Source organism: Pseudoalteromonas nanhaiensis (assembly GCF_051235485.1).
GTDB lineage: Bacteria > Pseudomonadota > Gammaproteobacteria > Enterobacterales > Alteromonadaceae > Pseudoalteromonas > Pseudoalteromonas lipolytica_C.
Genome location: NZ_JBPNYQ010000001.1, coordinates 255,102 through 274,965 on the forward strand (window position 1 = coordinate 255,102; position 19,864 = coordinate 274,965).

Genomic DNA, 19,864 nt, shown 5'->3' on the forward strand with positions numbered 1-19,864 from the left:
GAATAAATAGCGTTTAATGATCGCGGGCAACGGCGATGCGTGCCAAGCTCTCTAATGCTTGCTTGTATGGCGTTTCTGGTAAAAATGCAATACAGGCGATGGCTTTATCTGCCTCTTGCTCTGCCTTTTGCATTGTAAACTCAAGTGCTTTGGTATCAGCTAACGCCTCAAGAATGCTTTCTAGGTGATCCATACCATTGCCAAGTTCAATTGCTTCACGAACGAGCTTGATTTGCTCTGGCGTGCCTTTTTGCATGGCATAAATAAGCGGTAAGGTAGGTTTACCCTCGGCTAAATCATCACCAATATTTTTACCAAGTTGCTCAGCATCGGCGTTGTAATCAAGCACATCATCAACAAGCTGAAAGGCTGTTCCTAAATGCATGCCATAAAGGTTTAATGCCTCAAGCGTTTTATCATCTTGTTCAGTGATAATTGCTGCAAGGCCAGTTGCTGCTTCAAATAACTTAGCTGTTTTGCTGTAAATGACCTGCATATAGCTTTGTTCTGTGGTGTCAGGATCGTTACAGTTCATTAGCTGTAATACTTCACCTTCAGCAATGACATTCGTTGCATCAGCTAAAATTTCCATGATTGGCATTTTACCAAGACCAACCATCAACTGAAATGAGCGTGTGTAAATAAAATCACCAACTAGCACGCTAGCGGCATTGCCAAACTCAGCATTTGCTGTAGGCGTACCACGACGTAAATGTGACTCATCAACAACATCATCATGCAGTAAAGTTGCAGTGTGAATAAATTCGATGATAGTGGCCAGTGTAATGTGGTCTTTACCTTCATAGCCTAAAGCTTTTGCTGCTAAAATGGCCAACATAGGGCGAACACGCTTACCACCGCTGTTTACTATATATAAACCGAGTTGATTGACCAATGCGACATCTGAGCGCATTTGGGCATGTATAAGTTGATTGACGTCATTCATCTCATGATCGATTAACGTCTGGATAGCTTTTATATCCATTGATCTCCGAGCCAATATTTATGGGTATACGAGGCTGATTGTACAACAAAAAAAGCACTTGCTCGATATTTTGTGCTGATTCAGTAAAAAAACACTGTAAAGTTTTTTATTTTAAATCAAATTTGAACAGTTAATTGTAGTTGTTTGGTTGAATAGTAAACATGCTTGCATTTATTTAACGGCGCTTTTGACGTGTTAATTTAATTGTCATGAGATCGTAAAAACCGCTTGGCATACGTTGTTTTTAGGATAGAATAAGGAAAAATATTGAATTGCTCTCAATGCAGCTATTTTTTATTCATTTTATAGCAAAAGAGGCTTGCTAGTTTTTGCGCATTAGCGTAAACTTCGCGCCCTATTGAAGAATATTTTAGTTGCGTCGATTTGAGGGCGCACAGACGGAGTTAATTATGTACGCGGTTTTCCAAAGTGGTGGTAAACAGCACCGTGTGACTGAAGGTCAAACAATTCGTCTTGAAAAATTAGACGTTGAAACTGGTGCAGCAGTTGAATTTGATTCAGTACTTTTAGTTGCTGATGGTGAGAAAATCGAGATCGGTGTACCGTTCGTAAACGGTGGTAAAGTAACAGCTGAGGTTGTTTCACACGGTCGCGGTGAGAAAGTGAAGATTGTTAAATTTAGACGTCGTAAGCATTCTCGTAAGCAAATGGGCCATCGTCAATGGTTCACTGAAGTTAAAATCACTGGCATTAGCGCTTAATTAGAGGTACTGAGAAATGGCACATAAAAAAGCAGCTGGTAGTACTCGTAACGGTCGCGATTCAGAAAGCAAACGCCTAGGTGTTAAGCGTTTTGGTGGCGAATCAGTTCTAGCGGGTAGCATCATTGTTCGTCAACGTGGTACTCGTTTCCACGCTGGCGCAAACGTAGGTATCGGTAAAGACCACACTATCTTCGCAAAAGCAGATGGTAAAGTTCAATTCGAACAGAAAGGTCCTTTAAACCGTAAATACGTAAATATCGTAGCTGAGTAATCATCTCGATATTTGAAAAACCCCGCCTTTGCGGGGTTTTTTGTTTTAAGGCAAATAATAAGGCGTGTAAATATATATCTAAGCTAAGCCTGCAATCAGAAGGGCTTAGGTATATAATAGAGTTATTAACAAGCCAATCTTAAAGTGAGTAATCATGAAGTTTGTAGATGAAGTAGAAATTCGTTGTGACGCGGGTGATGGCGGCAGCGGTGTCGTATCTTTCCGACGTGAAAAATATGTACCAGACGGCGGTCCTGATGGCGGCGATGGCGGCGATGGCGGCAGCGTTTATCTACAAGCCGATGAAAACTTAAATACCTTAATTGACTATCAATTTGAGCGTTTTCATAAAGCAGAGCGCGGCACAAATGGCCAAAGCCGTAACATGACAGGTAAAAAGGGCGCTGATTTGACGCTTAAAGTACCTGTAGGTACACGTATCACTGACGTTGACACTGAAGAGTCACTAGGTGATTTAACTAAACATGGTCAAAAAATTGTAGTTGCGAAAGGTGGTTTCCATGGCTTGGGAAATGCACGTTTTAAATCAAGTACTAACCGTGCACCACGTCAAAAGACACTAGGTACACCTGGTGAAGTTCGCAGCCTACGTTTAGAGTTAATGTTACTTGCAGATGTTGGCTTACTTGGCTTACCAAATGCCGGAAAATCTACGTTTATTCGCAGTGTTTCAGCAGCGAAACCAAAAGTGGCGGACTATCCGTTTACGACGCTAATTCCTAACTTAGGCGTGGTTCGTCCTGATGCAAATAAATCATTTGTGATTGCTGATATTCCAGGTCTTATTGAAGGGGCTTCAGAAGGTGCAGGCCTTGGTATTCGCTTCTTAAAGCACTTAGAGCGTTGTCGTGTATTACTACACATTATTGATATTATGCCAGTTGATGGCACCAACCCTGTTGATAATGCCTTTGCAATTATTAACGAGCTGCACCAATACAGCCCTAAACTTGCAGAAAAGCCGCGTTGGTTAGTTTTCAATAAGATTGATTTATTGCCGGAAGATGAAGCTGAAGCGCTATGTAATGAGATTGCTCAAGAGCTAGGTGAAGAAACTAATGTTTACCGCATCTCTGCAGCAAATAAGCAAAATACCCAAGCATTATGTCATGACATCATGGCGCTGCTTGATAGTATGCCGAAAGAAAAATTCGCTGAAGAAGAGAAAGAAGAAGTTGAATTTAAGTGGGATACTTACCATCAGAAAGCAACATCTCAAGACGATGATGATTGGGATGACGACTGGGACGATGATGACTACGATGTAGAAGTTATCTACCAACGATAAAATTTGAAACTGAAAAGGAGCCATGCGCTCCTTTTTTATTAATAAGAAAAAAGTATTAAGGTTTAGTGTGAAAATTTCAATGATTGCTGCTATGGCAAATAACCGAGTAATAGGTCAAGACAACCAAATGCCATGGCATTTACCTGCCGATCTGCAACACTTTAAAAAAGTAACCATGGCAAAGCCGGTGATCATGGGGCGTAAAACTTTTGAATCAATTGGTCGTCCATTACCTGGCCGTCAAAACATTATTATTACTCGTAATGCAGATTATAGTGCACAAGGCATTGAGGTAGTCACTTCGCCTGAGGCAGCGTTGGCATTAGTCGCTGATGTTGAAGAAGTCATGATTATTGGTGGCGGAAATATCTACGAACAGTTTTTACCTCAGGCTGAGCGATTATATTTAACGTTCATCGATCTTGAAGTTGAAGGTGACACTCAGTTTCCAGATTACGAAAGTGTTGCTAATTGGACGGTTGCTGAGCAAGAACAGCATCAGCCTGATAACAAAAACCCTTATTCGTATACCTTTGTAACCCTGTATAAAAATTCGTAACATTATTGCGGTAAAACTAATTGGTTGGTATAATAATGTCCGATATTTCTACGAAGAAAGTATTGCATAAGGGCAAAATATGATGAAGTTATCTAACTTATTACTCGTGGCGGCAGTTGTTTCGGCTTCGGTTGCGTATACCGCACCAGCGAAAGCTGATGACCAATTAGCTGTATCTATCTGTGAATATATCGCGGCAGATGATAAAAACCGTTTACGTGATAAGCTTAAGAGCTCACGTGTTAAAATTCGTAACATTTTTGACGCTGTAAAATGTAATGGTAATAATATGCTTCGTCATGCTATCGAGAGCGGTGCTGCTGATACTGGTGAGTACATTGTTAAGAACTTATCTAAAAGCTCTTTAGAAGATGGTGCTGACATCGCATGGGCTGAAGCAAATGGCCATGGTGGTTCACCACTAATTGCTGTTATTAAGGACCGCGCAGGTCTTTAATACTAAAAGTAAACAGATTTTGAAAAAACCGCACAGAGTGCGGTTTTTTTATTTGTATTATGCCAATACGTAATCATGCTGAGACAATAAAAAGAGTAAGCCCAGCGATAGGCTAGGCTTTAGTCAACATTCGTGTTTTTAATCGTTAACTAAACTTATCAGTTTCCTTTTCTAAATCAGTTGTTAGACCTTTAATTAGATCAGTTGCTGTGTGCGCTTGATTAGAAACATCTGCCGTTTGTGATGCTGTATCAGAGATGATAACGATACGTTTGGCAGTGTCTTCGCCTGCATCGAGCTGTTCTTTAGCGGCAATTGCGATTTGGTCGCTCATTTGTGCTATGGCACTTAGTGAGCTGGCAACACGCTTTAACTCATCATTGGCTTTGGTGGATTTTTGCACTGTTTGTTCACTGGTTGAAATACTTAGCGAGACAGCAGACTTGGCATCCTGAGTTGCTGCTTGTAACTTGCCAATCATATTACGTATTTCTTCTGTGCTGGTTTGTGTGCGCTGAGCAAGTCCGCGAACTTCGTCGGCAACCACAGCAAAGCCTCGCCCTTGTTCGCCGGCGCGCGCAGCTTCTATTGCAGCATTAAGCGCGAGTAAGTTAGTTTGCTCAGCAATACCTTGAATAACACTGAGCACATTTGCGATGTTATTTACTTCATCATCAAGCACTTGAATATTATTACCAGCGCTGTCAATTTGTTGCTCTAAAAGCGCGATAGTGTCAGCGGCCTCGCTGGTTAAGTGGCTGGCACTTTGACCTTGTTGCTCCGCCTCTTGCACTGAGTAGGCCGCTTGTTCTGCATGTTCAACAACTGTTTGCGCCGAAGCTGTTAACTCAGTGATAGCTGAAGCAACCATTTGAGTTTCTTCGTTGAGGCTACGAGTAAGTTTATCGAGCTCAACAGAGCGTGATTCATTATCAACACTTTGGTTCTTTAGGCTATCTGTAACGCCTTTTATACCGTCCACAACGCCACGTAAGCCTTGCTGCATGTAATGCATAGCAGCAATAATGCTTTCAGGTGGGGCATCTTGGCGAATATGTGAGTTTAAGTTGCCGCGAGAAACGTTTTTAACAATACCAATTACTTCGTCAATTTCGCCGCCTAAGGCATTGGTGAGTGATGAGCCAAAGCGAGCAATAGCAAAAGTAAGTGCGATAGTGATGAGCATTGATAAACCCAGCAACCACTTTGCGGTATTCCAATAACGTTCATCAACTTCCTTGGCGCTAATGCCTGTACCAACATACCAGCCAAACAGCGGTGTTTTTTGTACTACAGAGGTTAAATCAACGGTTTCTCCATCTCGCACTGAATCCCAGTGATAGGTGATGATTTTATTGGTTGTATTACCCACGAGGTTTTCGACCATACGGCCGATGCTGTTGCCACTGGCATCTTTAAAATCGTTAAAGCTGGTGCCATGCAGTTCAGGGTCGTGAGGAGTCGCAACAAAATCTAAGTTGTTGTCGACAACATAAACATATTCTGAGTCGTGGTATTTATTTTCACGAAGCACCTGAATAGCGAGTTGTTTTGCTTGTGCTTCTTCGAGTTGATTGTTTTTAACCATTAACTCAAATTGCTCAACAATATTGGTGGTGCTCTTCATGAGCTGGTTGATACGCGCGATGTTGTCGCTTTCGCTGGCATGGCGTAAAGATTGTAAGCCAAGTAAAGCTATCGCAGATAACGCAATAAACATAGCGATAGCAAATAAGGTGATTTTTGTTTTTAAAGCTAATCCTGATAACACAGTCAGCCTCCTTTATTATTTCCCCTTATTACTTCTACCACGTTTGTATTATTTTATTAAGTAAAAATGACAGCGTTATCATGATATTTGCTCAAGTACCTATTTAGAGCTTCAGTTCGGCTTCTGTAAGCGCTCGATATTCACCGCTTGCAAGGTTTTCATCAAGAGTAATATCAGCTATTTTTTCACGATGTAATTCAACAACTTTATTACCTACAGCGGCAAGCATTCGCTTAACTTGATGGTATTTACCTTCGCAAATTGAAAGGCGTAAGCTGTAGCTTGCAAGTTTTTCAACAATAGCAGGGCGAGTTAGCTCTTTCTCGTTGTGCAATTGCACCCCTTGCTCTAACGCTGCAATTGCCTCGTCTTCAATAGGTTCTTGAGTTTCAACTAAATACGTTTTGAATTTGTTATGCTTTGGTGCGGTAATTTTATGCGACCAGTCGCCGTCATTAGTGATCAGCACTAAACCTGTGGTATCGATATCTAATCGACCTGCAACATGAAAGTCGCTCATGTTTGGCTCATCGATTAAATCAAATACAGTAGGGTGAAGCTCATCTTTATTAGCGCATACATAACCTGCAGGCTTATGTAGCATGTAGTAGCGTTTACCTAAAAATACTAGAGGCTCACCTTGCCAGCGAATATCATCATCTTGTGTTACAGACAAATCGAATGAGGTAATCACCTCACCATTAACAGTGGCGTATTTGCGTTTAATACCAGCTCTGGTCTTACTGCGCGGTAACTCAGCAATATGGCTAATAAATTTATCTAAACGGCATGGAAATTTCATTGGGATCACATTTTTAGTCAGCTACAATGGCGGCGAGTATAGCGGATACTAGTTACCTATGACAGTACAGCAAGGACAAATATTACAGCACTACCAAACAGAGATAGCGAATGGCAACTTAACTGAGGATGTCGCTCAAAGAGCAGCTATAACCGCACTGGATCAGTTATCACAATTGCTAACTACGCCAAGTCATTGGTGGCAAAGAGCAAAGCCGATTAAAGGTGTGTATTTGTATGGCCCTGTTGGTCGCGGTAAATCAATGTTAATGGATATATTTTATCAACGAGTTAGCATTGAGGGTAAAATCCGTTTGCATTTTCACCATTTTATGAAGCAAGTGCATGAGCGTTTAAGTGAGTTGCAAGGGCAAAAAAATCCGCTAAATGTGATTGCTAAAGAATGGGCAGAGCACATTCGCTTGATTTGTTTTGATGAGTTTTTTGTGTCTGATATTGGCGATGCCATGATCTTAGGAGGCTTATTTAAAGCCTTGTTTTCGCAGCAAGTCGTGTTAGTGGCAACGTCGAACTGCCAACCGGAACAGTTGTATCGTAACGGTTTACAGCGAGCTCGCTTTTTACCCACTATCGATTTATTAAATGATCATTGCCATATTCTGAGTGTTGAAGGCCATACAGATCATCGCTTTCGCTTTGGTAAACAAACCGAACATTACTTTATTGATAATAAAGAGGCGCTAACAGAGCGCTTTTTAAAACAAGAGCAAGCAATACAGAGGCAAACAACGATAGAGGTTTGCCATCGCAAGCTTAGCTGTGTAATGCAAGCTCAAGACGCCATTATGTTTGATTTTATGACACTTTGCTCAGGACCCAGAAGCATCGCGGATTACATTTATTTGGCAGAGTGTTTTCAGCGTGTTTATTTACTCAATGTGCCGGTAATGGGGCGTGGAGCAACGGGAAAACAAATTGTGCATGGCATTGAAGATAGTTATCAGCGAGAAAAACAGGATTTACAAGAACACTTTTTAGATGATGAAGCACGGCGCTTTATTGCTTTGGTTGATGAGTTTTATGATCGCAACCGATTACTGGTGATCTCGGCCGAGGTCGGTATAAGCGATTTATATCAAGGGCAAAAGCTGGCATTTGAGTATGCACGTACCGAGTCTCGACTAGTTGAGATGCAAAGCTGGAAAAGATAAAAGGCACATTTTAAATGCGCCTTTGTTGTCAGCCTAGCTGGGGATCTTCATATGAAACGGTTAAAAGCTATATTGAGCACCTACATACACGTAGCGACCAGCACCACCGCCGTATGCGCTATAGTAGTTACCACGGCCATATGGATAAAAGTCACCTTTATTATCAAACACGTTATTTACACCACCGAATACGCGCAGTTGGCTCTGTTCACCAAGTGACATGGTGTAAGACGCTGAAAGGCTGTGCTTTAAGAACGAGCCATAATCTTGGTAAGCAAGTTTTTCTGGGTTACTGATACAGGTATCTTCACCAGCCTCACAGCGGGCATCGTTTTCGGCAATATACTCTTGATAGTCTTCTTCAAGACTCTGGCTTGCTTTAAACGAGCCTAAGTAATTTGTGCGCCAGCGAATACGTAAGTTATCGTTACGCCATGTAACTGACATTGATGCTTTATCTTTGCTGCTGCCATAACCTGCGTAGTGACTGGTTACCAAGCTGCCATCAAGGCCTTCATAAGTTTGCGAGTTTTCGATTACATGGTTGTAATCTAGTTTAAACGACAACTGACCCAGGTTATCTAAGTCTAATTTGTACTGTGCAACCACGTCATAACCGCGCGCTGTTAGCTCATCGAGGTTATATTGACGTTGTAAGATTTTAATAATATTACCTTCGCTGTTACGGGTAATGTCATTACAAAATACGTTGTCTTCGCCCCATGCTGCTTCTGAGTTGTAGCACTCACGCATGATGTTTTCATTACTGATCTGCGAAATCGCATCAACAATGGCGATATCATAGTAATCAACGGCAAGATTAAAGTTTTCTAAAAAGGTTGGAGCCACTGTAACCCCAAAGGTATAGGTATCAGCGGTTTCTTCTTTTAGGTTTTCGTTACCAGTACCCGGTGAATAGCTGTTGTTCTCATCGCTAAACTCAAAGTTAGGATCAGCAGCAAGTTGTGCAGCTAATGTAGGCTCCTTACGGCAGTTATCGTGACCTGGTTTAGTGGATGTTGCCGTTAAACCGTCACAAATATCGTCATAGCTGTCGTAATCGCCACGTGGTGGTGACATAAGCTCGGTGATCGTTGGCGCACGTTGAGCACGGGCGTAGTTTGCTCTAAATGCATAGCCTTCGATTGGCTCCCAAAATACACCTAGCTTGTAGCTGGCAACAGTATTGACGTTTTCCATGCTGTAGTTAGCCAAACGTAGTGAGGTTTCTGCGCTTAAGCTTTTTGCTAAAGGAGCATCTTTTAACAGCGGGATCGCAAGCTCTGCAAAGGCTTCGTAGACTTCAACTTCACCATAAAAATTTGGTACATAGTTAAAGGTAATACCGCCAGCTTTCATGTCGTCGCTGGTTGATAAGTCTTGGCTGTCTTTACGGTATTCGCCACCAAATACTGCGGATACTGAGCCTGCTGGTAATTCAAATAAATCACCCGTTATGTAGCCAACCACACCGTATTGCTTTATTTCGGTATCAATAATTGGGTTAGTGCGGATCCAAGCGGCCATCTCTTCGGTGATAGAGCCTTCACCAAATAAGTTAATTGGCACACAGCCTTCAGCGCGAGCTGCTTCATCAATACATTGAATGGTGCCATCCGCTAACTGTTCAGCTTGCAAAGCTTGATTAAGTTTTACGGTATTTAATTCATTGCTGCGAATTTGGTGCTGGGTAAAACGACCATAACTTGCAGATAGATCCCAGTCCCACTCATCGTTAAATAACGTGCCTTGAAGACCTGCCCAGCTGCGAATCGTTTTACGGGTATTATCTGTGCTGATATTACCGACTTCGCTGAAGCGGCGATCCCAATAAATGCGATCTTTATATGGGTTGGCATCGAGGATTTCTTGCGGCACATACGGGTTGTCGATTGGGATATAACCCGGTGCTACATCTGCAAGGGGCTCGCCAGTCGCTGGGTCGTAACGTGGTACATACGCACCTTCGTATTCATCTTCAGGCGACTTATTGTTAAACGAGCCACTTTCGCTGTATTGAACTTGTGCGTAAAACATCACATCGTCAGTTAAGTCATAATCAATTTTAACTGCCGCAGACACGTTATCGCTTGGAACATCAAGCATTACGTATTGATTTGAGTTAATACCGTAAATTTCTTCATTGCCTTTCCAGTCATCACGTAGAGTTTGACCGTCATACCAAAACTGCGTGTCGTTGCGGCTGTTTTCTAAAAATACACCGCCCGGAATACCATCACTTTTGCTAACCCAGTCAGCTTGTGTGATGTCACGCATACATTGATCGCCATCTGCTGTTTGCATTACATTACACATGCGATCTGGATCGTAATCGTAACTATCTTCAATTTGTGCGCGTTTACGATCGTAAAAAGTCATACCAAAATCACGGTCCCAGTTGGCACTGAAATAAGCGTAGCCACGCTCATTAGCAAACGAGGTACCGTAGTTTAAATCAAGGGTAAATTCTTTACCGCCGCCATCAGTGGTTTCACCTGTGTTCGCTTTAAAATCAAAGCCTTCTTTTTTTGATTGGGTGATAATATTCACCACACCTGCTACGGCATCAGCACCATAGGTTGCCGATGCACCGCCACTGATTATCTCCACGCGCTCTACCATGCCGCTTGGAATGGTATTTAAACTAACATAGTTGCCGCTGTAGCTATTTGATACAACACGACGGCCATCAATCAGTGTTAGAGTGCGGTTAGCACCTAAATCTCGTAGTTCGACGGTAGATAACCCCGTTGCTGAAACACTTGATTGGCTGGTGGTGTTACCTATGCTCTCACTTAGAGCTGGCATGTTATCAACAAGAATATCTGATAAATTGGTTAAACCGGTATCGGCAATGGCTTCACGGTCCATTGTGACCAGCGGTGTAGGAATTGAAAAGCTATCACGCTTAATACGCGAACCCGTTACTACAATTTTTTCAGGCTCTTCAGTTTGTTCATTAGCTGTTGGGGTGGTGTTGGCGGTGCGGGCAATCTCAGCTTCATTGGCAAATGCATGTTGGCTAAAACCACTGGCAACAGCAAGTGCAATAGCACAGGGTTTGGTTAGTAGATTTCTCACAGGTGTTCCTAGTTGTTTTATTTTTAATTTTTAGAACCAGAGTGATGCTCTTTTTAAGGGCAGTTAAAATTTACAGTGAGCAACACTCTGGCTGGTCGGTATTGACGTAAAAATATTTATAGAAATGTGAACTTAACTACAATCTTAGGTGGCTCGTTTATGTCTCTATTTTATATCTACTGAATATCTATTCATTTAAAATCAGCGGCTTAAGAAATGGTCATTGTTAACTGTTTTGCAACGTTAAAGCTGGTGAAAGAAACGCTTTTAAGATAAATTGATAGGGCTTTATACTGCTGTACTTCTAAAATGGGGTTTTATTTAGAGTTAATGGAAACATCTAATCGCGCGTATCGGCTGGGTTCTTGTGTTATTAACCCACTCGAAAACAAACTTAACTGTAATGGTACTGAACAAATACTACAGCCTAAGTTTGTTGAACTATTAGGGTGTTTAGTCGCACGGTATCCTGAGCCCATCACACGCGAAGAGCTTATTAATCATGTGTGGGATGGTAACTTTTATGTTGGTGAAAAAGCCTTAACAAACGCTATTTGGCATCTACGAAAAGCATTTAAAGAACTCGACCCAGAACAAACTTACATAGAGACACTACGTAAAACGGGCTATCGTGTTTTGTTAAAGCCTGAGCCAATAGATACAGCTGATAAAGAAAAGTCAGTGGGTATTAGCATCACTACTGCGCAAATTCGTCAGCTGTTTGTGGCAATGTGTGTAATTAGTCTTGTGGTAATGTATTGGCTGTTCTCTTCGCCTTCGGAACAAATAAAGTCAAGCTTTGTGTTACCGCTTAATAGCATCGAAAGTGTTACTGCAAGCCCAGGTCGCGAGATTTACCCTTCAATTTCTAATGATCAGCACTATTTGGTGTATTCATGGCGACAGCTTGGTAAACCAAATAACTTATATTTACGCGATTTACATTTTCCTGAGCATCCAGCCAAGCAACTAACTGACTCTCCTTATACAGAAGGGCGCTCTGTGTTCAGCCCAGATGCAAATACTTTGTACTATTACCGCATGGGGTCTGATGTCTGTGAAATTGTTAAGTTGTCTTTGATTAATGCCACCAGTGTCGTATTAGGGGAGTGTAGTAATAAATATCCGACTGATCTCGATATTAGTAGTGATGGTAAAACCTTAGTCTATATTGCTGATCACACCACGCAATCAGGTGACTATGTCACTCGTATCAAACTGCTCGATTTACAGGCAAAACAAACAAATGAAACGTTTATTCCTTGTAATGATGACTGCGAAACTGTGTATGAGTCTGTGTCGTTTTCGCCAGATGCACAGCGAGTTGTGGTTACGCGTAATGTTAAAAACAACCAAAAAGCGCTGTTTTTAATTGATGTAAAAACAGGGCAAAGCCAACGCCTAACTCATGATTTTGTTGATATTCATGGTGTAGATTGGCATCCATCTAAAGCGCAATTGGCGTTTAGTGCAGTTGAGGGTGGCAAACGTTATGGCTACTTCTACGATATTGATAATCATACCCTAATCAACACGCAAATCGCTGGCATGAGCTCACCTAACTACAGTAGCGATGGCAGTGTTTATTATCATCAGTGGGATTTAGATAAGGTGATCACGCGCCTGAAAATAGACGAACAAGTGGCCAGTTCACCGTTTTCTATGTTATCGACTAATTTTAGCTCGCTATTCCCAGAATATAATCAGCAGCAAAACAAACTGCTATATGTGTCGAATGAATCGGGCAGTTCACAACTTTGGATTGTTAACCCCGATAGCAGCTCGCGAAAGCAGCTTACTGACTTTGCACATAACACCGGGGAAATTCGTGACCCAACTTGGTCAGCCGATGGACGCTATATTTTGTTTTCATTGTATGACAATGGCAGTACCCGCTTATATTTTTATGATTTCAAAGTAGAGCAAAGCCAACAAATCAAACTGCCATTTAGTCATGCTGTTAAACCCAAGTTTAGTGCTGATAGCCAGCATATTTTAGTCTCTGATGGAGACTATCTTTACCGTTATGACTTAACAGCAAAAAGCTTCGGTAAAGCAGTTGAAGTGCCAGCACAGTATGGTGTTGAAACACAAACAGGTGATATTTTATTTACTAACTCGCGCCATGCTATTTGGATTAAACATCATGATACGGGTGTAGAAGAAATGCTGGTGAATGATATTAAATTAGCGCGCAGTTATGCATGGTTGCTAGTGGCAAAGAATGCTTATCACGAGGGACGTATTTATTACTATAAAGAACGCTTAGGTGATTACCGTATTAGCTACTATGACTTAGCAAGTCAGCAGCATCATGATTTAATTGCTTTACCAGAGCGTGCTTATAGTCGCTCATCGGGCCTGACCTACATACCCAATGAGCGTTGGCTAGTTTACACTGCGTATTTATCGCCTGAGATAGAAATCAAGCGCTTACCCGCAGCCTATTTACCAAAGTAATTAACACTTACGGTAGATATCAGCATCCATATCGTAAATATTAACGCTTAGGCTATAGGAGCGGCGACAGTATGTTCTTAAGCAACTTAGTAATTGCTCACTGAGCATTTGCTTTTGCTCTATGGTTCTGCCTGCCATGATTGATGCGCCGATGTGAATAAAGCCATCTTTGCCTTCACCTAATTCGTAATGCTGATAAGCAATTGCACGAGTCTTTATGGTCGAAAGCTCAAATAAGCCAGAGTCAAAAACGGCTTGGTGAACTTTTTCAACTAACACTTGTGGCAGAATTGGCAAATCTTCTGAGTGTTCTATAACAATGTGCGGCATGGGGTCTTCCTTAAAAGCGGTAACTAAAACCGATGTTTGTCTGAAATTGGTTTAACACATCACCATCAAAGTGCCATAGACATTGATTGTCTTCTGATGTTGGTAAAGTGCACGATACGTTACTTGCATTATTTACAATAGTTGCCAGCCAGCGAGTTTCAACATAAACCCGTGCTTGTTCAGTAAATAAATAATCGACGCCTGCATAAAGGCCCGAGGTAAAATACGTATCTGAGTCGGCAAAGTCAGTGCTGACGTGGTTTGCGCCAATTTGGGCGCCAACAAAGCTAACCACACGATTAGCTAGTGGCACTTCTATGGCACTTTGAAATAGCAGGTATTGCATCTCGACTTGCTTGTTGGTTTGGTCTTTCATATCAAGCTCGGTTGCCGAATAGAAGAAGCCATAGCGAGCATTATCAATGGTTCTATCGAAGCTGACAGTAAAATGGCTGTCATCCTCAAGCTCAATCTTTAGATTTTCTTCGGTTTGCACCGAGTTAGTAAAGTTTTTGCCGAAACCGGCGCTAATTGAGTAGCCAGCTTGAGCTGTACTACTTAAGAACATGAAACACAGTAAACCAAGCGATTTTTTCATTGTTTAGGTGCTCGTTGTTGAAGATATTTTGAGATAGTATTGAAACATAGCAAGCAAATCGTTGTAAACGGACAACTATCGCTTTTTAATAAGGAACACTAGGATGAAGTTACTAAAATTAGCTGGACTTACTGCGTCACTTATTTTGTTGAGTGGCTGCTCGGATGATGCTGCTTCGGTAAGTTTAGGGTTATTTACTACAAAAGACATTAAAGTAGTATCACAACAAGACCCAATTATTAGCGGTGTAACCTGTCACATCAGCCACATTGAAGCCAACCTAGACTTTGCTGATCCTTCTGATATGTCTATTGCCTGTCGTCAAACAGGGCCTATTACAGCGGAACAATTACAAAAAATAGATCGTAGTAAATCGGGTGAGGTGGTTTTTAAATCATCAAAAAGTATTTTATTTAAGTCGTTAAAAGTGCGCCGTATTTATGATGCGCCAACACGTACACTTTTATATTTGTCGTATTCAACAAAAGAATCAAGTGGCAGTCATCATCACGCTTTATCAACAGTGCCTTTGTATAACACTGATGCATGGCAATGGGCACAATCACAAGAGTAATTTATGTTAGCGTTATTTAAATCAAGTCCCCTTATTGATGAGCAAGAGCAGCAGTGGCTAATTGATACCTTTTTGTGGGCTGTTGAGCACTTTGATAGTGATTATTTTTTAAAGCATACGAAAATCATTTTACCTAATGGGCAGTTCTTTCCTGATAGGGTATCGAGTGTAGCCGAAATGGCTGAAAAGGTATTTAGTCGGGTGGTTGATTATGCGGGTATGCAGGCGTGGCCAATTAACTTGGTTGCACCATCTGGGCTGACACCTCAGGTGTTTCCACATTTTGAATTTTTAGACGCAATACGCGGCGAAAATGTACAGTTGATCGTTCCTGCAAATCATCACGTGAATATTTCATATAACCCGAACCAAATAAATCAGCCACAAGATTTAGTCGCTAGTTTTGCAGGGACATTAGCGACGATTTTGATTCACCATGTGGGTGTGTTACCACCCGGCGGTAAAGAGTATTTACCGCAGGCAAGTGATGCGTTGGCATGCTATTTAGGCTTTGGGGTGATGATGAGCAATACTGTGTATCAATTTAAAGGAGGTTGTGGCTGCGGTTATAACCCATATGCTAATCGTCAAGCGGCGCTGACTGAGCCACAAACGCTGTTTATGCATGCGCTGGTTACACACTTTAAAGGGGACAGTCAGTCGAAGACGTTTTTAAAGCCACATCTTCGCAGCCAATATAAAAAAGCGCAAAAACAAATTAAAGCTCTCATGCATAACAGTGCTAATCCTATGTTATTGGCATTAGATCAAAAAGCGATAGGGTAAGTAGTTGTGCAGTATCTAGATGAATTTTTATTGATTGCCATTGCCCATTTTTTTGCGGTAGCCAGTCCTGGACCTGACTTTGCGATAGTGCTTAAGCAAAGTATTCAGCAAGGACGTAAAAATGCACTTTGGACTAGCGCTGGTGTTGGCGCAGCTATTTTGTTGCATATTGCCTATTGTGTATTAGGTGTAGCGTTAATTTTATCGCAGTCGCCTAGCTTATTTATGGCTTTAAAATACGTAGCAGGGGCTTATCTGGCTTACTTAGGCGTGCAAGCTTTACGCAGTGCCAAGCCGAGCGATAGTAAACAGCAGCCCCTTGCTCAGGCTGAGCCAGAATCGGTGTATAAAGCATTTCGACGCGGGTTTTTTACCAATGCACTTAACCCTAAAGCAACCCTGTTTTTTATGTCGTTATTTACCCTTGTAATTAGCCCTGAGACACCCGTTTTAGTTCAAGCTGGTTATGGCTTATATATGGCTATTGCAACTTGGCTATGGTTTTCATTTTTATCTTTGGTGCTATCAAAAGCATCTGTTCGTTCATTTTTCTTAAAAAGCGGGTACTGGTTTGATAGAGGCATAGGTATTGTGCTTATTGCGTTAGCTATTCGCGTTGTTGTGTGAGGTGACTATGACTATTTATAACTTTTCATTTGGGTCAAATATGTCTTCGAGCCGTTTGCTTGCAAGGCTTCCAGAAGCAAAGCGTATTGGCACAGCTATTTTAAAAGGCTATGAGCTTACGTTTGATATGGTCAGTACCGACGGCTCTGCAAAGTGTAGTATTCGCGAAACAGATAATACTGATGCCTTGGTGTATGGCGTGGTATATCAGCTCAATGAGATGGAAAAGTCGATTCTTGATGAAATTGAAGGCCCGCGTTATGACTGTGTAGATATCACCGTTGAGCTTATTGATGGCGAGCGTGTATCAGCTCATTGCTACATTGCCAATACCGTTGATGACTCACTTTTACCATTCGACTGGTATCTTCAGCACGTTCATCGCGGAGCGCTTGAAGCGGGCGTACCAAATCATTACAGTGAAGCAATACTCGCAAGACAAAGTTGCGATGATCCAGATAAAACCCGGGCAGCGAGAGAATTCGCTATTCACAACAATAAAAATCACCAAGGGACATTATGATATTCCGTAAATTAGCCGTTGCAGCGGCATTGTTATCAAGCTGTTCATTTTACAGTTATGCCGACATTGATACTAAAAAAATAGAAGACGTTATCGAAACCTCAATGGCGCGTTTTGATGTGCCGGGTATGGCAGTGGCGATTGTTGAAAATGATAAAGTCGTGTTAGCAAAAGGCTTTGGTATCGCAAACCTTGATACTGGTAAAAAAGTGAATAAAGATACCTTATTTGGTATCGCGTCAAACACCAAAGCATTTACTGCCGCAGCGTTAGCTAAATTGATTGATGAAGGTAAGCTCAGCTGGGATGACAAAGTAATCGATCACTTACCTGAGTTTCGTTTATATGACCCTTATGTAACCCGTGAAATGACCATTCGCGATTTATTAAGCCATCGCAGCGGATTAGGTTTAGGGCAAGGCGATTTAATGATTTGGCCTGATACTGACAAATCAATTGATGAAATTATTGCGGGTCTTAAGTATTTAAAACCGGCGAGTAGTTTTCGTAGTAAATACGCGTATAACAACCTGATGTTTGTAACCGCAGGTGAAGTGGTTGCGCGTGTGTCTGGTATGAGCTGGAATGATTACATTGAGAAAAATATTCTCGAGCCACTCGATATGAAAAACTCACGTGCAGGGTTTTCACGCATTCCTAGTAGTAATAAAAATTGGGCGACGGGCCATATTCCAATGGATGGTCAATTACATCCATTTTTTGTGAACTACCTTGAAGATTTCCGTGGTGCAGGTGCAATCGCTTCTAGTGTGAGCGATATGAGCCAATGGCTACGCACGCAGCTTGCGCATGGTAAAATGCCAAATGGTCAGCAGTTATTCACTGAAAAGCAGCAACAACAAATGTGGCACCCGCACATTACCTCACTGGCATCAAAAAGCGCTTACGAAGCTTATCATCAACAATTTAGAGGTTATGGTTTAGGCTGGAGCATTGAAGACTTTCACGGTATTAAAAAACTGGGTCACGGTGGCGGCATCTTAGGCATGGTGTCTCAAGTGACGCTACTACCAGAGAAAAACCTTGGTATTGTTATTCTAAGTAACCAGCAAGCATTTAGTGCGCTATCTGCGGTGACCTATGAAGTGCTTGAAGATGCGTTAGATCTTGAAGACAAAGATTGGGTCGAAGAGTTGGCTAAAAAGCATTTCGAAAACAAAGAAAAAGCGTACGCAAATGCAAAACCAGAAACGCCAGCAGATTATCAACCAAAACTGCCAAACATCAACTACACAGGCACACTACATGACAACTGGTACGGTGATGTGGTCATTGAAGAATTAAATGGTCAGTTACGTATTGATTTTACTCATACAAAGCGTTTGAAAGGCCAGCTTGAGCATTACACCGGCAATACCTTTATTGTTAAGTGGGATGAAAAGTTACTTGAGGCCAATGCCTTTATTGAGTTTCAAATGAGCCCAGATAACCGTGTGAGTAGTGCAAAAATGCGGGCTGTCTCTACTGAAGTAACTGACTTTAGTTTTGATTTTAGAAATCTAGATTTACACGCTAAAAAGTAAACAAAAGTCGCAAAGCCACCATCAGGTGGCTTTGTTATACTGGGGGAAAATAATCCAAGGAGTGTATTATGAGAACGGCTGTAATAACTCATCCATTTTGCCGTAAGCATAAAATGATTGACGATCACCCTGAATGTCCCGCACGGTTAGATGTGATCACAGACCGTTTACTCGCCAGTGGTGTTGATGTTGCAATTACTCACTTACAAGCTCCTAAAGCTACCCGAGACGATTTTTTACGTGCTCATGACGAATCACTCGTTAACCACGTCGAGCAGACTATTCCTGATGAAGGGCTCGCTGAATTAGACGGCGATACTTGGTTATGCCCAGATTCAATGAAAGCAATTGAACGCGCTGTAGGCGCTGGATTATTAGCGGTTGATGAAATTCTTGCTGATAATCTCGACGCGGCTTTTTGCTCCGTTAGACCGCCAGGCCATCATGCAAACCGCAGCACCTCTGCAGGGTTTTGCGTTTTTAATAATCTAGCCATTGCGGTGAAATACGCGCAAAGCAAAGGCGTTAAGCGCATTGCTATTTTGGATTTTGATGTACACCACGGTAATGGTACCCAAGATATCTTTTTAGATGACGACAATGTGTTGTTTTGCTCTTTGTTTCAACATCCGTTTTATCCTAATACTGCCGTTGAAAATAATGCGACTTTAGTTAATTCGCCGCTGCCGATAGCCAGTGATGGTAATGATCTTAAAGCTGTTTACCTTGAGCAGTGGCTACCAAAACTTAATGATTTTAAACCTGAACTGTTGTTTATTAGCGCCGGTTTTGATGCTCACTTAGAAGATGACATGGCAAGCCTCAAATTTGTTGAAGACGATTACGCATGGCTAACTACGCAACTTGCTGAGTTTTGTCAGCAGCAAGAATGCAAGGGGATTGTCTCGTTTTTAGAGGGGGGCTATGCCTTATCAGCCCTTGGTCGAAGTGCCGTGGCGCATATTAAAGCGCTGGTGGATGCACCTTAATCTGCCAGCATCGCAAAGGCTTGCGTTGCAGTAAGCCTAGTTATTTTACTTAAACAGCACACACCTTCTTGTGCTAGATGCTCAGTCACTTTATTAGCAAGCTCTACGTCAGTTAACGCTTTAACACTTTCTCCCTGCAAGTTGACATAGTGCCCTGTTGCTAAAAGTATCCTCGCTTCTTGTTGCTGCTCTTCACTTAAACCATAAATAAAGCTTTCTATATCGGCTTCATCTTCAACCAATGCTAATTCATTAGATGAAAAAATTATCTTAGGAAAAGATGTGTGCATTTATTGTCCTGC

Annotated in this window: 20 protein-coding genes; 13 read left to right on the forward strand and 7 right to left on the reverse strand. The window is 41.8% G+C overall.

Going from position 1 to position 19,864, the window contains the following annotated elements:
* Positions 1-13: 13 nt before the first annotated feature.
* Positions 14-985 (reverse strand): octaprenyl diphosphate synthase, encoded by a 972-nt coding sequence (gene ispB / locus ACSFVZ_RS01110; RefSeq protein WP_435557942.1) that lies wholly within the window; start codon positions 983-985, stop codon positions 14-16.
* Positions 986-1,395: 410 nt separating this feature from the next.
* Here ispB and rplU point away from each other — a divergent pair, with 410 nt between their 5' ends.
* From rplU to ACSFVZ_RS01135, 5 genes are all read left to right on the forward strand, one after another.
* Positions 1,396-1,707, forward strand: a complete 312-nt coding sequence (gene rplU / locus ACSFVZ_RS01115; RefSeq protein ID WP_036965957.1) for a 50S ribosomal protein L21 — start codon at positions 1,396-1,398, stop codon at positions 1,705-1,707.
* Between the two features lie 16 nt (positions 1,708-1,723).
* The gene (gene rpmA / locus ACSFVZ_RS01120) at positions 1,724-1,981 is read left to right on the forward strand and encodes a 50S ribosomal protein L27 (RefSeq protein ID WP_054551015.1); all 258 of its coding nucleotides are present in this window, start codon (positions 1,724-1,726) and stop codon (positions 1,979-1,981) included.
* Positions 1,982-2,135: 154 nt separating this feature from the next.
* Positions 2,136-3,290 carry an Obg family GTPase CgtA gene (cgtA, locus tag ACSFVZ_RS01125; protein WP_135926125.1) on the forward strand — a complete coding sequence of 385 codons (1,155 nt, stop codon included), beginning with the start codon at positions 2,136-2,138 and terminating at the stop codon, positions 3,288-3,290.
* Between the two features lie 79 nt (positions 3,291-3,369).
* Positions 3,370-3,849 (forward strand): type 3 dihydrofolate reductase, encoded by a 480-nt coding sequence (folA, locus tag ACSFVZ_RS01130; protein WP_135926317.1) that lies wholly within the window; start codon positions 3,370-3,372, stop codon positions 3,847-3,849.
* A 79-nt stretch (positions 3,850-3,928) separates the two neighbouring features.
* Positions 3,929-4,306 carry a DUF3718 domain-containing protein gene (locus ACSFVZ_RS01135; protein ID WP_135926124.1) on the forward strand — a complete coding sequence of 126 codons (378 nt, stop codon included), beginning with the start codon at positions 3,929-3,931 and terminating at the stop codon, positions 4,304-4,306.
* Between the two features lie 145 nt (positions 4,307-4,451).
* Here the strand turns inward: ACSFVZ_RS01135 and ACSFVZ_RS01140 are convergent, their stop codons facing one another.
* Both ACSFVZ_RS01140 and rsuA read right to left on the reverse strand, forming a co-directional pair.
* Positions 4,452-6,026: a methyl-accepting chemotaxis protein gene (locus tag ACSFVZ_RS01140; protein ID WP_435557989.1), complete on the reverse strand. Its 1,575-nt coding sequence runs from the start codon at positions 6,024-6,026 to the stop codon at positions 4,452-4,454.
* Positions 6,027-6,180: 154 nt separating this feature from the next.
* Complete coding sequence (gene rsuA, locus ACSFVZ_RS01145) at positions 6,181-6,879, reverse strand: 16S rRNA pseudouridine(516) synthase RsuA (protein WP_135926123.1); 699 nt, start codon at positions 6,877-6,879, stop codon at positions 6,181-6,183.
* A 58-nt stretch (positions 6,880-6,937) separates the two neighbouring features.
* On the opposite strand from rsuA, the gene zapE reads away from it, so the two are divergent.
* Positions 6,938-8,050: a cell division protein ZapE gene (zapE, locus tag ACSFVZ_RS01150; protein WP_435557943.1), complete on the forward strand. Its 1,113-nt coding sequence runs from the start codon at positions 6,938-6,940 to the stop codon at positions 8,048-8,050.
* A gap of 60 nt (positions 8,051-8,110) precedes the next feature.
* Here the strand turns inward: zapE and ACSFVZ_RS01155 are convergent, their stop codons facing one another.
* Complete coding sequence (locus ACSFVZ_RS01155; protein ID WP_435557944.1) at positions 8,111-11,131, reverse strand: TonB-dependent receptor domain-containing protein; 3,021 nt, start codon at positions 11,129-11,131, stop codon at positions 8,111-8,113.
* 330 nt (positions 11,132-11,461) lie between these two features.
* Between ACSFVZ_RS01155 and ACSFVZ_RS01160 the strand changes: the two genes are divergently transcribed.
* A complete protein-coding gene (locus tag ACSFVZ_RS01160; RefSeq protein ID WP_435557945.1) occupies positions 11,462-13,591 on the forward strand; it encodes a winged helix-turn-helix domain-containing protein in 2,130 nt (709 codons plus the stop codon).
* On the opposite strand, the gene ACSFVZ_RS01165 is transcribed toward ACSFVZ_RS01160, so the two are convergent.
* Positions 13,592-13,921 (reverse strand): 5-carboxymethyl-2-hydroxymuconate Delta-isomerase, encoded by a 330-nt coding sequence (locus ACSFVZ_RS01165; protein ID WP_054560998.1) that lies wholly within the window; start codon positions 13,919-13,921, stop codon positions 13,592-13,594.
* Between the two features lie 10 nt (positions 13,922-13,931).
* On the reverse strand, positions 13,932-14,519 hold the full coding sequence (locus tag ACSFVZ_RS01170; protein ID WP_135926119.1) for an outer membrane beta-barrel protein: 588 nt from the start codon (positions 14,517-14,519) through the stop codon (positions 13,932-13,934).
* A gap of 103 nt (positions 14,520-14,622) precedes the next feature.
* Between ACSFVZ_RS01170 and ACSFVZ_RS01175 the strand changes: the two genes are divergently transcribed.
* The 6 genes from ACSFVZ_RS01175 to ACSFVZ_RS01200 all read left to right on the forward strand — a co-directional run bounded on the left by ACSFVZ_RS01175 (position 14,623) and on the right by ACSFVZ_RS01200 (position 19,562).
* Positions 14,623-15,093 (forward strand): CreA family protein, encoded by a 471-nt coding sequence (locus tag ACSFVZ_RS01175; RefSeq protein WP_135926118.1) that lies wholly within the window; start codon positions 14,623-14,625, stop codon positions 15,091-15,093.
* A gap of 3 nt (positions 15,094-15,096) precedes the next feature.
* Positions 15,097-15,879, forward strand: coding sequence for a hypothetical protein (locus ACSFVZ_RS01180; protein WP_421966856.1), 783 nt, complete (start codon positions 15,097-15,099; stop codon positions 15,877-15,879).
* Between the two features lie 6 nt (positions 15,880-15,885).
* Positions 15,886-16,506 (forward strand): LysE family translocator, encoded by a 621-nt coding sequence (locus ACSFVZ_RS01185; RefSeq protein ID WP_138557008.1) that lies wholly within the window; start codon positions 15,886-15,888, stop codon positions 16,504-16,506.
* A gap of 7 nt (positions 16,507-16,513) precedes the next feature.
* Complete coding sequence (locus ACSFVZ_RS01190) at positions 16,514-17,029, forward strand: gamma-glutamylcyclotransferase family protein (RefSeq protein ID WP_135926115.1); 516 nt, start codon at positions 16,514-16,516, stop codon at positions 17,027-17,029.
* Positions 17,026-18,573, forward strand: a complete 1,548-nt coding sequence (locus tag ACSFVZ_RS01195; RefSeq protein ID WP_435557946.1) for a serine hydrolase — start codon at positions 17,026-17,028, stop codon at positions 18,571-18,573. The genes ACSFVZ_RS01190 and ACSFVZ_RS01195 overlap by 4 nt, the downstream gene beginning before the upstream one ends.
* 68 nt (positions 18,574-18,641) lie before the next feature.
* A complete protein-coding gene (locus ACSFVZ_RS01200; RefSeq protein WP_135926113.1) occupies positions 18,642-19,562 on the forward strand; it encodes a histone deacetylase family protein in 921 nt (306 codons plus the stop codon).
* Here the strand turns inward: ACSFVZ_RS01200 and ACSFVZ_RS01205 are convergent.
* Positions 19,559-19,852 carry a DUF4144 family protein gene (locus ACSFVZ_RS01205; protein WP_253038245.1) on the reverse strand — a complete coding sequence of 98 codons (294 nt, stop codon included), beginning with the start codon at positions 19,850-19,852 and terminating at the stop codon, positions 19,559-19,561. The two genes, ACSFVZ_RS01200 and ACSFVZ_RS01205, sit on opposite strands and share 4 nt — an antisense overlap.
* Positions 19,853-19,864 lie beyond the last annotated feature (12 nt).